We start from the raw sequence: 12,716 nt of genomic DNA on the forward strand, positions 1-12,716 counted from the left end.
AGCGAAATCATCATAATCCTGAGTCAGACAAAATCCGCAAAAAAAATCTTTAAAAGAACAATCATTCTCCTATATTTGCACTATAAAAGAGCGAACATTCATTTACCCGCTACACTACAATGCAACTTAACCACTTAAACCTCAGCGTAAAAGACGTGCCGGCAACCCGCACATTATTCGAAACTTATTTCGGCTTTACCTGCAACGACCCAAAACTGAACGATACCTTATCCGTTTTAAACGGCTCCGATGGATTTATCCTGGTACTGATGAACCAGCGCATGAATGAGCATGGAAATCATACTTACCCGGACACCTTTCATATAGGATTTTACCTGGAAGATGAAACAGCCGTAAAAAACATGTGGGAACAACTGAAAAACGGAGGTATTGAACCGGAACAGGCGCCGCAGATCATGCGTAAAACCTTCGGCTTTTACTTCTCTTTCGACACTTTCATGGTGGAGGTAACTACCCCCATCAAAGCTTAAAACAACAAACTTTATGCAATCCGGAATAATGGAAAAGCTTCCCATCGGCTGGTACCTGAAGGAAGCCGACAGCCTGATCACCCATTTCACTAACATGGCTTTTGAATCCTTTGGCATCAACAGGTTTCACTGGCAGGTATTGAAAAATATACATACACACGGGAAAATCAGCAAAGAACTTTACTATCACCAGGTAAGCCGGTTCCTCACTATGGCGGAACTGGATGAAGTCCTGGAAACACTGCACACCCGTAACTGGATCTGTCACACAAACGACCTTTATTCGTTTACGGATACCGGTAAACAGGAGTATGCAGCTATTGAAGCCCTCCAGTTGAAAAACCGCGAAAAGATAATGGAAGGCATCACAGAGGAAGAATATCTTACCGCCATCAACTTCCTGGAAAAGATGATCAGGAACCTGGGCGGCAAAGTATAATCATCTTACAAAACAAAAAAGCGGATAGCAAAACGCTATCCGCTTTATATCTTCTGCAAAAGGCAGTTAGAATAATTCTCCCTGCGCGCCTGCTGGTCCTTCTTCATTCGGATCAGGATCCTCATCTTCAGACAATAACTCTGCACTGATCAGGTCTTCCCCTGCAATCCTTGTTCCCACTGCCTTCCAGCCGGTTACTTCCACAAATTCGGAAAGATCGATTTCCTCTTCTTCCGGGCTGCGTTTCTTACCCGTTTTCAGCAATATAACAGGCTGGGTATGCGTGGTCACCATTTCCAGGTAATTATTCGCCCCTTCTTTGATGAAATTGAATTTGTTATTCAGCGTCTGCGTTTCAATACGGAAACGCTTTACATTGAATTGCTTTTTATCGGCATCAAAGTAAATGGCAGTTACGATTTTCTCCGGGGTGAACTTCTCAATATATACTACGTCATTCGACTCGTACCGATTGGTAAGGTCGTAATTCGTAAGTTCATAGGTACCGTTTTTAAAGGCAACAAAGATCTTGTCCTCTCCTTCAAAGGCGCCTATATATACCCCGCGCTCTTCTGTATTCAAACGGCCCGTTTCTGTATCATACCAGATCTTCTGCCCCGCCAGCGTGGATACGCCTTTCTCTTTGAACTTCACACTGCGTATAGGATACTTCGTTACCACGTTACCCATGGAACTGCGTCCTTTGATAGCAATAGTTTCAAAGGCCATGTCGAACTCCTTGTTACGCGCGCTGCAGTTCGGGCTCAGCTTAATGGTTACTACTTCCGCTTCCCCGTTGGGATTGGCAGAGAAGTAATGCACCTTGGAATTTTTCTCCCCCTTATGCGCCAGGTCGTATTCTTTATCGCGGGTAACACCCGTTACATTGAAACGCTTGGCATAGCTCACACCCGTTTTACCTTCCACATAAATCATGTTGTAGGTAGTACGCTCATCATTCTTACGGAATATATCCACATGAATAATATCCTTACCCACAAAGGTTTTATCGGCTACCTTGGTTACCAGCATTTTACCATCCCGGCGGAAAACGATGATATTATCGAGGTCCGAACAATCGGCCACAAATTCATCTTTCTTCAGGGAAGTGCCAATGAAACCATCTGCACGGTTCACATATATTTTGGTATTGGCAATGGCCACCTGCGCCACCTGGATATTATCAAATGTTTTGATCTCCGTTTTGCGTTCACGTCCTTTGCCATATTTCTTCAGCAGTCCGTCGTAATAGGCAACGGTATAATCGGTGAGGTTAGCCAGGTTGTTCTTTACTTCTTTGATCTCTGCATCAATACCTTTGATCTGCTCATTCAGCTCATTGATATCGAGCCGGTAAATACGGCGTACAGGCTTTTCTGTTAGCTTTACAATATCCTCGCGGGTAATTTCGCGTTTCAGTTGTTTCTTATATGGAGTAAATCCTTTATCAATGGCATTCAGTACCGTTTCCCAGTCCTTGTGCTTTTGCTCCAGTTCTTTATAGATCCCTTTTTCGAAGAAGATCTTTTCCAGGGAGGTATAGTGCCATTTTTCCTGCAGTTCTGCCAGCTTGATTTCAAGTTCCTGTTTCAGCAGGTCTTTGGTGTAATCGGTAGACGCTTTCAGCAGGTCTGACGCGGTGAGGAAATGCGGTTTATCATTTACGATCACGCAGGCGTTTGGTGAAATAGATATTTCACAATCGGTGAACGCGTATAACGCATCTATCGTGATATCCGGGGAAATGCCCGGCGCCAGCTGCACTTCAATTTCCACTTCTGCAGCGGTGTTATCCACTACCTTCCGGATCTTGATCTTGCCGTTATCATTGGCTTTTACGATAGATTCCATCAGCTGCGTGGTGGTGATACCATAAGGTACATCCTTTATCAGCAGCGTCTTCTTATCTTTCTCTTCGATATGTGCGCGTACCCTTACCTTACCGCCACGTTTACCATCGTTGTAGTTGGCGATATCCACCATACCACCGGTAGCAAAATCAGGGAAGAGTTCAAACTTTTTACCACGCAGGTATTTTACGGAAGCGTCTATCAGCTCTATAAAATTGTGTGGTAATATTTTGGTAGATAAACCAACGGCAATACCTTCCGCGCCTTGTGCAAGCAGCAGCGGGAATTTCATCGGTAAGGCCAATGGCTCATTTTTACGGCCATCGTAACTAAGCTGCCAGGCAGTGGTTTTGGCGTTAAATGCTACATCCAAGGCAAATTTCGACAGGCGGGCCTCAATATACCTGGCTGCCGCTGCATCATCCCCTGTTCTTACATCCCCCCAGTTACCCTGGGTATCAATAAGGAGGTCTTTTTGTCCGAGGTTAACAATAGCATCACTGATAGAAGCATCCCCGTGCGGGTGATATTGCATCGTTTGCCCGATCACGTTAGCCACCTTATTATAACGGCCATCATCCATTTCTTTCATGGCGTGCAGGATACGACGCTGTACGGGCTTCAACCCATCTTCCACGCTGGGCACTGCCCGCTCCAGGATTACATAAGAGGCGTAATCAAGGAACCAGCTCTCATACATGCCCCCCACGTGGATGACATTGTGCAGAGATTCGTCTGGTGTTTTATTTTCCATATCCATGTATAATACACTTACGGTTTTACGTTAATCATTTTTTCAAAGTCCTCCCTCCATACACGTACACTGTCTTTCTGTACATCTTCCAGGGAGTTCAGTTCTATAAAGCAGCAATCAGTAATAGCTACCAGCTGATGCCATACATTCACAGGCACTTCCACCCTTGCCGGCGCTGTTACTTCCGTGGTTACTATTTCATGCCCGCCCAATGCACACCAGTGAATGGCGGCCTTGCCGGTGAACAGGTACAGTACCTCCGGGTTTTTATGGTCGCTTTTGCCTTCGTGATAATGCTGCCCGCTGCTGCTGCCGGCATTCCGGTAACATACCAGGAAATTACCGGTACGGTTGCAATCCCAGAAGTAACCGCTGCCGCGGTCATCAGCGCCCATCAGCTCCAGTGGCGTTACCTTTATCATACAGTTGTTGGATTTTCAATGGTTTCACCCGGCTGCTTCACTTCAAAATCACGGATGGTTTTCAAATCGCCCCTGCTTTCCAGCTTGCCTTCGCGGATCAGCTCTTTCAGCCTCCAACCCAGGAACTGGTCCATCACAGGGTATTTCAGTTTACCGGTTACCTGCTGTACTACCCTCCAGGCTTTTACAAACTCTTTTCCGCTCTGTGCCAGTAATTCCTTGTCATAAAATAAGGTTGGCTCGCCCTTGATCTTCTTCCCGCCTTCCAGTAAACGGATACCTGCGTTCTCATTCATCAGGCGATGCCATTCATCGCCATCCAGCTCATATTCTGCCAGTGAAATGGGCCGCGCCAGTTTCTTCGCCTTCAGAAATTCCTTCGGCAGTATCTGGTGCAGATGGGTAGGATAAAACACCGCACCTTTCTCATTGAGGAAAGGCAGGTTGTTGAGGTAAATAATATGGATGCGCCCTGCAAAGTCGTACAGCTGGCTTACCAGCCAGTAGTAGCCGCATACGTCACGGGCATTTTGCCCGGCCCATATCCATACTTCCTGTTCGGGGTCTTCTTTTAATTGTGCTTTCAGGGATTTGAAAAGATCAGCATCATCGGGATCGCCGGCTGCTTCTACTGCAGCGGGAGCTTCTCCTTCTGCAGGCGCTGCCGGTGGTTCAATACCTGCCAGCTGCTGCCAGAACAGGCGACGGCCTGCACGGCCCTCTTTGGTGTCCAGGATAAACAACGGACCAACGGAAAGATCATCTTCAAAACAACGGATCTCCCCGCTCATTTTCTCATCCATAGCTACCGCTTCCGCCAATACCGGCACCGAAGACTGACCAAAAACAATGTGTATTAAGCCCATATGCCTTTCTATACAGTTTCTTCAACTAAATCCTTTTCATACCGCAGGTTGTTGATGATAAACTCCTGGCGGGTCTGGGTATTTTTACCCATATAGTATTCCAGCAATTTCTGGATATGAATATCTTTCGATAAAATGATCGGCTCAATACGGATATCTTCCCCGATAAAACGGCCAAATTCATCCGGCGAAATTTCGCCCAATCCTTTAAAGCGGGTGATCTCCGGCTTATTACCCAGTTTCTTCACCGCCTTCTGTTTCTCCTCTTCATTATAGCAGTAAATAGTTTGCTGCTTATTGCGTACACGGAACAACGGCGTTTCAAGAATGTAAACATGCCCGTTTTTCACCAGGTCCGGGAAAAACTGCAGGAAGAAAGTAAGCAGCAGCAATCGGATATGCATACCATCCACATCGGCATCAGTAGCCACTACAATGTTATTGTAACGCAGCCCTTCCAGTCCTTCTTCAATGTTCAAGGCGTGCTGCAGCAGGTTGAACTCCTCATTTTCGTACACCACTTTTTTGGTAAGACCAAAACTGTTCAGCGGTTTACCACGTAAGCTGAATACCGCCTGCGTTTCCACGTTGCGGGATTTGGTGATGGAACCACTGGCGGAGTCGCCTTCTGTAATAAAGATGGTGGAATCCAGCCGGCGGGCTTCCTGCTCTGCCTTATCTTTACCGGTAAGCTCGTCATTCAGATGCAGGCGGCAATCGCGCAGCTTCCTGTTATGCAGGTTCGCCTTCTTCGCTCTTTCATTGGCCAGTTTCTTAATGCCGGCCAGTTCCTTACGTTCACGCTCGCTCTGTTCAATGCGTTTCTTCAGCGCATCGGCAATAGTGGGGTTACGGTGCAGGTAATCATCCAGGTGTTTGGAAAGGAACTCCAGCACAAATGCCTTTACAGACGGCCCGCCTTCATACACTACCTGCGAGCCCAGTTTGGTTTTGGTTTGCGATTCAAACACCGGCTCCTGCACCCTGATGGATACAGCTGCACAAATGGAAGCCCTGATATCGGTAGCGTCATAATCTTTTTTGTAAAAGTCGCGCACCGTTTTTACAAACGCTTCCCGGAAGGCGGCCAGGTGCGTACCGCCCTGGGTAGTATGCTGCCCGTTTACGAAGGAATAATATTCTTCCCCGTACTGGCTTTCGTGGGTAATCGCCACTTCTATATCTTCTCCCTTCAGGTGAATGATGGGATAACGCAGGTCTTCTTCGTTCGTTTTGCGCTGCAGCAGGTCCAGCAAACCATTTTTTGAAAGGTATTTCTTGCCGTTGAAACTTACGGTAAGACCCGCATTCAGGAAGCAATAGTTCCAGATCTGGTTCTCCAGAAATTCTGGTATAAAACGGTAGTTTTTAAATACGGTGTCATCCGGCGTAAATGTAACCTGCGTACCGTTAGGTTCAGTAGTAGCGGATTCTTTATATTCTTTCACTAAAACCCCTCTCTCAAATTCAGCAGCCTTCATGCGCCCGTCGCGCACAGAGGTTACCTTGAAGTAGCTGGACAAAGCATTCACTGCTTTGGTACCCACCCCGTTCAAACCTACCGATTTCTGAAAGGCCTTACTGTCGTACTTAGCACCCGTATTGATCTTACTCACTACATCCACCACTTTTCCCAGGGGAATACCACGACCAAAATCGCGTACCGTAACATGGTGTTCCGTTACCTTAATATCGACCTGTTTACCAAAACCCATGGTATGTTCGTCAATACAGTTATCCGTTACCTCCTTCAGCAGGATGTAAATACCATCATCCATGCTGGAACCATCTCCCAGTTTACCGATATACATACCAGGCCGCAGGCGGATATGCTCCCGCCAGTCCAGCGACCGTATGGAGTCTTCCGTATAGGAAGCAAATAGATCTTTGTTATCCGTTTTGTCCGTATTTGCCATAATATATTATAATTTCCTAAATACTATTGTTTCGCTGATTATCCGATATTTTGCAAGGATACTAAATCTTTTAGCAAAATCTGATTGCTGGCAAAAATAAAGGATTCAGGGAATCATCCCAAGTATAAGTTATACACTATGCTTATTTTATTTGTTACCAATGTATTAAGACTGTTAAATTTTATATTTCCGGGAGATAATAAACAGTTTTGGGGATTTTCGGGAAGTATCACATGAAAATGGTATAAAAAAATATAATGTGAATGGATCCTTATATCAGAAATTTATCTATATTTACATAAGTCAACTATTTCAAGATATCCTAACCTATGTCCTTATGAAAATACTATTTCTAATCCTGCTTACTGCAGTTTTTCTGGCAGCCATTGCGGCTACTTATTTCATTAAAAAAGAACAGGATAACAGCATCGGAAATAAATTCCTTCGCCTCATCCGGAAATTTGATTCATGGCAGATGATGCGATGATCGTATCAACTGTTACCAACAACTGGCTTTCATACAATATTTTATAACTGGTCACATCAGCCTGGCAATAGCCATCAGGGAGTGTTATGTTCGGAACTTAACCATATTTTCTATTAACCGTATAATCCTGTCCTATGAAAACTGGTCTCGTATTCAGACTTGCCTGTTTATTGATTGCTGCCGTGGTATTGACTGTGCACCTGTTGTTTAAACCTAAAACAGGTCAACACTAAAAAAACAATCAGGGATCTTATCACTTCATAGTTGTATGAAACGATAAAATCCCTGATTACCAATTATCTGTTATAGTATTTATTAACGGCGTCCGTACGGCTGCGCACTTGTAGTTTTTCATAAATGTTATGCACGTGCCGTCTTACTGTTTCAATACTGATAAATAAGTTACTGGCAATTTCCTTATACAGGTATCCTTTCGACAACTGGTCAAGGATTTCCTTTTCGCGCGTGGTCAGTGCTTCCAGTGCAGGATTAGGCTTCGCCTGTTTCTGGAAAAATGCTACCACTCTCCGCGCTATCTGCGAACTCATCGGGGAACCGCCATCGTACAGGTCACGGATGGCTTCCAGCAATTCACCAGGTGAAGTTTTCTTCAGAATATAACCACTCGCACCTGCTTCCAGCGCCATAAAAATTTTATCGTCATCTTCATACACTGTCAGCATCATAAACTGCATGTCAGGATGCTCACGCTTCAACTGCGCAATACATTCAATACCATTCATTCCACCCGGCAGGTTGAAATCCATCAACACTACATTTGGCATTAGCTGAGGGATCTGTTCTACGGCAGTTTCCGCATTATTGAATGTCCCTACACAGGCATAACCGTCAGAACCATTAATCAGCAATTCCATAGCCGTGCGGATATCATGATTATCTTCCACTATCGCAATGGTGATAGTATCCATGTTATCCTGGGACTTCTTTTTTGAGTATACCGTCATTTTAAAGGAAATTATAACACTTAAATGTTATTAAAAACAAATGTATGTTAATTTAGTGGGATATCGAGAAAAACTATTGTGCCGTTGTTTGAGCTGATATCCGCGTTTCCGCCTACAGACATCATTCTCTTCTGGATATTCTTCAAGCCGTTACCAAATAACCTGACCTTTTCCTGGTCAAATCCTTTTCCATTGTCTTTGATCATAATCGTCATATTTTTATGCACCTTCACTTCCACAATTACTTCTGTTGCCTTCGCATGTTTCACTACATTATGCAGCGATTCTTTCACTGCTAAATAAATATTCCTTCTTGTTCCCCCGCTCAGCTTGATATTCGGAATCACTTCAGGAATATAGAACTGGTGCGTGATATGTGCATGTTCCAGGAACTCTGCTGCAAAGCTTCTCATATAAGCAATCAGGTTGGCCAGCGAATCATTGGAGGAACTCATCGCCCAGATGATCTCGCTCATCTTGTCCACCATCTCTCCCGCTGTTTCTGAAATCCGCTCCACTTCCCTTGTTTGCGCAGGGTCCTGGATCTTTCTTTTGGCTACCTCGCTCAACAACCTGATTGTAGATAAGCCTGAACCAAGATCATCATGCATATCACTGGAAATACGCGCCCGCTCCTGGTCTACCGCCTGCTCTTTTTCCAGCTTCAGTTTCTCATGCCGTATCTTGTAATCAAGATACAACGTAGAAAAGTAATAGGCAATTCCCAACAGCAACAGCAATAATAAAAACCGGAACCACAGCGACTGCCAGAAAGGGATTTTAATGACGATCTCCAACGTGGTGGGCACCGTGCTCCAGATATCATCATTATTGGAACCTCTTAACTTAAAGACATAACTGCCCGGATGCAGGTTCGTATACCGCGCCATCCGGAAAGTACCGGCCTGTACCCAGTCTTCATCCGCTCCCTCCAGCTTATACTGTACTTTGTTCTTTAAAGGATTGGTATACTCCAGCGGCACAAACTCTATGGCAATGGTGTTCTGGTTATACGGCAACTCAATTTTCGTAAGCAATGAAATCGCTGTATCTGATTCATATGGTTTGTCCAGCACCTCCATCCGCCGGATGATCACCTTTGCGTTAGAAAGGTTTTCGCGGAAGTTCTTCGGATAAAAACCGTTAACGCCACGGATACCGCCAAAAAATAATTCACCGTCTATAGACTTATAAAACGCGCCGGTATTAAACTCATTTGATTGCAGCCCGTCCTCGTTGTTATAAGTGGTGATCTCATCTGTTAACGGGTTGATCTGCGATAGCCCTTTATTGTGGCTCACCCAGATCCTGTCTTTATCATCCAGCAGCACACCGTACATGTAATCGTTGATCAGCTTGGGATTATCGTAACTGTTATAGTGTTTCTTGATACGTCCCGTATCATCGAGTATGAATAATCCTTTGTTGGTAGCTACCAGTAACTCCTTGTGTGCATTTTTATTGATGGATTTAACGGTGGTGCCGGAAGGAATGAATACGCTTTTCCACCGTGGGTCGGCTGCCCGTTTTACATACAGCGCCGATTTCGTACCCACGTACTGGTTACCCATATAATCTTCGTAGAAGGCAGACAGTATCTCATCTTTGAAATGATGCACTACTGCCGCTTGATGTCCTTTCTCGGTTTCATCAAACATCAGCAGGTAACCGCCGTAATTAAAATACAACTGCCCGTTGGTACGCTTGAACAGGAAAGGAGTTGGGGCACTTTGTGTAGGTAATCCCAATGCCGTTACTTTCCCCGTAAGGTCAAGGAACGACTTGGTTTGTACATTGAACAGACCTATATGCATGCCTGCAAAGTGCAGCCACAGCTGATCCCCGTTCTCCCGGCAAATAGCCCCCAGGTCGTTGCCGGGAAACTTCCCCGGGTATAGTTCATTGGAAATACGCTCCAGGAATTTCCCCCCATCTTCATAAATATTCATTCCATCACGCATCAGTCCCACATACAGTTTACCATCGTCGTGCTTGTAAACCGCCTGCACCATGTTATGGGTGATATAAGGGGAACGGTAAAGATTGAATACTTTTTTATGCGGGGAATATTTTTTCAAGCCGTCTCCATCTGTGCCTACCCACATATTATCGGCCACATCGCGGTAAAGCCAGGATACATTGTTAAAAGAACGCGTTTCAAATGTATTGAAGCTCACAATATGCCGCATAATTTCATTCCTGGCAATATTGTAAATCAACACACCATCATTGCCGCCTATCCATACGTTGCCGTACTGGTCCAGTTCAGATACCGCCGGGATGAATGGCTCCCCTTTCTCGTTCTTCACATCAAAAACCAGGTCGCTGAATTTATTACGCTGCTTGTTAAACAGCGTAATATGGCCGGCGCTGATAATGATCATCGAATCTTTATTCAGGTTACGCAACAATGGTTTGCTGCCAACGCCAGGCAAACAATAGGTAGAGATACGGAGATTTTTAATGTTCAGGGAAAACAATTCGCCCTGGTCCCCGTTCATCCAGATAGTGTTTCCGTCTTTCATCACCACGGAAGGCAATATGCCTCTTTGCAGGAACTGGGGCGGGTACAGGATGATACGGCGGGTAACGTAAGTGGTATTGTCCAGCACATAAATGCCTTTCATGGGGCGCCACACCCACAGTGTATTGGTGGCTGCATCTTCTCCCAGGATCACAAATTTCACATTGGCGTCGCGCTCTGCAGCATTTACAGTGGTGGTATCTTCAAGCAGTTTGCTGAAGTTATTCTTGTATTTATCGTATACGCTGATGCCGTTGTTATGGGCCAGCAGCAGTTGGGAGCGACTGTCTTTATAAAAAGAAAAGCCCTTATATCCTTTCAGATCAAAACGGTTAATCACCGCGCGGTTGCCTGTAACGCCGCGGGGTACCAGTTCCCCTTTCCCTTCCCCGGCCTTATAAAGCGAACTTGGTTTGTACCGGTACTCATTAAAGGTATATCCATCAAAACGGTTGATCCCGTCGCGGGTGGCAATCCACATAAACCCCTGGTCATCGCGGGTAATATCAAATACAGTACTTTGAGAAAGGCCTTCATTAACGCTGTAGCTGTCAAAAATGTATGGCTTATCCTGTGCATGAAGCATCCGGGGGAATAGTCCCCAAATACAGCATAGGATAAACACTTTTAAGCGATGCGGTTGATGCACTGAAATATTGTTAATGAGTAAGCAGGTTAGGTAATCTGCAAATATATAAATCTGTGTCACACTTTATAGCAATTTTGTAATTTTCTTCCTGATAACAGATTGGGAATAAATGAAATGCTTAATGAATACAGCCAATATCACATCGGGCCGGCCTGGCTTAAACGTCTGTCAATGGCGCTTTGCCCGCTATACAACCTACCTGCTGCGCCCGCTCCTGCCGGGATGTATTGCTTTGCTAACGGCGTTCACACCAGCCTCCGCCCAACAGGAAGCAGGCTATCATATAAACATTGTTACCGCAACTCCGGTTCAAAGTATCCGGGGACTCAGTGTGGTAACGGATAATATTGTATGGGCTTCCGGTACCGGCGGCCGGGTAGGCAACAGCACCAACGGAGGTAAGCACTGGAAATGGACTACCGTAACCGGTTGCGATAGCTGCGACTGGCGCTCTCTGTATGCCTTTAGTGACCGTAAAGCCATTGTACTGAATGCAGGTGCGCCGGCATTGATTTTTTTAACGGAAGATGGAGGCAGTTCCTGGAAACAGGTATTCCAGGATAACAGGCCGGGCATTTTCTTTGATGCCATGCAGTTCTTTAACGAACAGGAGGGTATCGCCATCGGTGATCCGATCGACGGAAAATTTACTGTCATCCGGACACATAACGGCGGTCACAGCTGGAAAGCCGATCCTGCTGCCGCTTCCCCCGCTGCTGCAGAAGGGGAAGCCATCTTTGCCGCCAGCAACACCAGCATGGCATTACTTCCGGGTAACAATATTTACTTTGCCACCGGCGGCCAGGTGGCCCGGCTGTTTAAAAGCAGTAATAACGGGCAGGCATATACGATCCCTTTAATCCAGGGCAGCAGCACTACCGGCGTATTTTCCATCGCGTTCCGGGATGCAGCCAACGGCATTGCAGCAGGAGGCGACTATAAGCAGGATACCGCCCGTAAAGGCAACTGTATGCTCACTTCCAATGGCGGCCGCAGCTGGGAAGCGCCTGTAACGCCTCCCGGCGGATACCGCTCCTGTGTAGCCTGGATCAGTCCACAGCTACTCATCGCTACCGGCACTTCCGGCACCGATATTTCAACAGACGGCGGGTATCACTGGAAAACGGTCGGGAAAGGATTCAATGTGGCAGCAAAAGCAAGAAAAGGAACAAAGGTATATTTAGCCGGGAAAGATATCGGGGAACTGGCAACCCATTGATCCAAACAGAATTATGGGCTACCTTCAATAAAAAGGTGCTCCTGGAAAGGTGCACCCATTAAATAGGTTAAAGCAAAAAGTAAATTTATTGATATGAAGTTAATAAGTAATTAATTTACTTGCCGGGATTTTTT

Annotated in this window: 10 protein-coding genes; 4 read left to right on the forward strand and 6 right to left on the reverse strand. The window is 45.6% G+C overall.

The window, feature by feature from the left end:
• Window positions 1–119 precede the first annotated feature (119 nt).
• Both VN105_RS28970 and VN105_RS28975 read left to right on the forward strand, forming a co-directional pair.
• Window positions 120–491 (forward strand): VOC family protein, encoded by a 372-nt coding sequence (locus VN105_RS28970; RefSeq protein WP_325646845.1) that lies wholly within the window; start codon window positions 120–122, stop codon window positions 489–491.
• Between the two features lie 13 nt (window positions 492–504).
• Window positions 505–930: a MarR family winged helix-turn-helix transcriptional regulator gene (locus VN105_RS28975; RefSeq protein WP_325646846.1), complete on the forward strand. Its 426-nt coding sequence runs from the start codon at window positions 505–507 to the stop codon at window positions 928–930.
• A gap of 66 nt (window positions 931–996) precedes the next feature.
• Here the strand turns inward: VN105_RS28975 and VN105_RS28980 are convergent, their stop codons facing one another.
• From VN105_RS28980 to VN105_RS28995, 4 genes are read right to left on the reverse strand one after another with little or no spacing between them, the layout of a single operon-like run.
• Window positions 997–3,534 carry a DNA gyrase/topoisomerase IV subunit A gene (locus tag VN105_RS28980; RefSeq protein ID WP_325646848.1) on the reverse strand — a complete coding sequence of 846 codons (2,538 nt, stop codon included), beginning with the start codon at window positions 3,532–3,534 and terminating at the stop codon, window positions 997–999.
• Between the two features lie 17 nt (window positions 3,535–3,551).
• Entirely contained in the window at window positions 3,552–3,956 is a 405-nt protein-coding gene (locus VN105_RS28985) for a hypothetical protein (protein WP_325646850.1), read from the reverse strand.
• Window positions 3,953–4,822: a DUF1835 domain-containing protein gene (locus tag VN105_RS28990; protein WP_325646851.1), complete on the reverse strand. Its 870-nt coding sequence runs from the start codon at window positions 4,820–4,822 to the stop codon at window positions 3,953–3,955. Before VN105_RS28990 ends, VN105_RS28985 begins: the two co-directional genes overlap by 4 nt.
• Window positions 4,823–4,830: 8 nt before the next feature.
• Window positions 4,831–6,738, reverse strand: coding sequence for a DNA topoisomerase IV subunit B (locus tag VN105_RS28995; protein WP_325646853.1), 1,908 nt, complete (start codon window positions 6,736–6,738; stop codon window positions 4,831–4,833).
• A 337-nt stretch (window positions 6,739–7,075) separates the two neighbouring features.
• Here VN105_RS28995 and VN105_RS29000 point away from each other — a divergent pair, with 337 nt between their 5' ends.
• The gene (locus tag VN105_RS29000) at window positions 7,076–7,225 is read left to right on the forward strand and encodes a hypothetical protein (RefSeq protein ID WP_325646855.1); all 150 of its coding nucleotides are present in this window, start codon (window positions 7,076–7,078) and stop codon (window positions 7,223–7,225) included.
• A gap of 296 nt (window positions 7,226–7,521) precedes the next feature.
• Here VN105_RS29000 and VN105_RS29005 read toward each other — a convergent pair whose 3' ends face one another.
• Both VN105_RS29005 and VN105_RS29010 read right to left on the reverse strand, forming a co-directional pair.
• The gene (locus VN105_RS29005) at window positions 7,522–8,190 is read right to left on the reverse strand and encodes a response regulator transcription factor (protein ID WP_325646857.1); all 669 of its coding nucleotides are present in this window, start codon (window positions 8,188–8,190) and stop codon (window positions 7,522–7,524) included.
• A gap of 47 nt (window positions 8,191–8,237) precedes the next feature.
• Window positions 8,238–11,300: a ligand-binding sensor domain-containing protein gene (locus tag VN105_RS29010; RefSeq protein WP_325646859.1), complete on the reverse strand. Its 3,063-nt coding sequence runs from the start codon at window positions 11,298–11,300 to the stop codon at window positions 8,238–8,240.
• Between the two features lie 184 nt (window positions 11,301–11,484).
• On the opposite strand from VN105_RS29010, the gene VN105_RS29015 reads away from it, so the two are divergent.
• Window positions 11,485–12,582, forward strand: a complete 1,098-nt coding sequence (locus VN105_RS29015) for an oxidoreductase (RefSeq protein ID WP_325646861.1) — start codon at window positions 11,485–11,487, stop codon at window positions 12,580–12,582.
• Window positions 12,583–12,716: the final 134 nt, after the last annotated feature.

The organism is Chitinophaga sp., assembly GCF_035564935.1.
Lineage (GTDB): Bacteria > Bacteroidota > Bacteroidia > Chitinophagales > Chitinophagaceae > Chitinophaga.

Coding starts and splice junctions, on each gene's coding strand:
- VN105_RS29010 (WP_325646859.1), bottom strand. CDS start 11,300: ATGCTTCATGCACAGGATAAGCCATACATTTTTGACAGCTACAGCGTT.
- VN105_RS28990 (WP_325646851.1), bottom strand. CDS start 4,822: ATGGGCTTAATACACATTGTTTTTGGTCAGTCTTCGGTGCCGGTATTG.
- VN105_RS28970 (WP_325646845.1), top strand. CDS start 120: ATGCAACTTAACCACTTAAACCTCAGCGTAAAAGACGTGCCGGCAACC.
- VN105_RS29015 (WP_325646861.1), top strand. CDS start 11,485: ATGAATACAGCCAATATCACATCGGGCCGGCCTGGCTTAAACGTCTGT.
- VN105_RS29000 (WP_325646855.1), top strand. CDS start 7,076: ATGAAAATACTATTTCTAATCCTGCTTACTGCAGTTTTTCTGGCAGCC.
- VN105_RS28985 (WP_325646850.1), bottom strand. CDS start 3,956: ATGATAAAGGTAACGCCACTGGAGCTGATGGGCGCTGATGACCGCGGC.
- VN105_RS28975 (WP_325646846.1), top strand. CDS start 505: ATGCAATCCGGAATAATGGAAAAGCTTCCCATCGGCTGGTACCTGAAG.
- VN105_RS29005 (WP_325646857.1), bottom strand. CDS start 8,190: ATGACGGTATACTCAAAAAAGAAGTCCCAGGATAACATGGATACTATC.
- VN105_RS28980 (WP_325646848.1), bottom strand. CDS start 3,534: ATGGAAAATAAAACACCAGACGAATCTCTGCACAATGTCATCCACGTG.
- VN105_RS28995 (WP_325646853.1), bottom strand. CDS start 6,738: ATGGCAAATACGGACAAAACGGATAACAAAGATCTATTTGCTTCCTAT.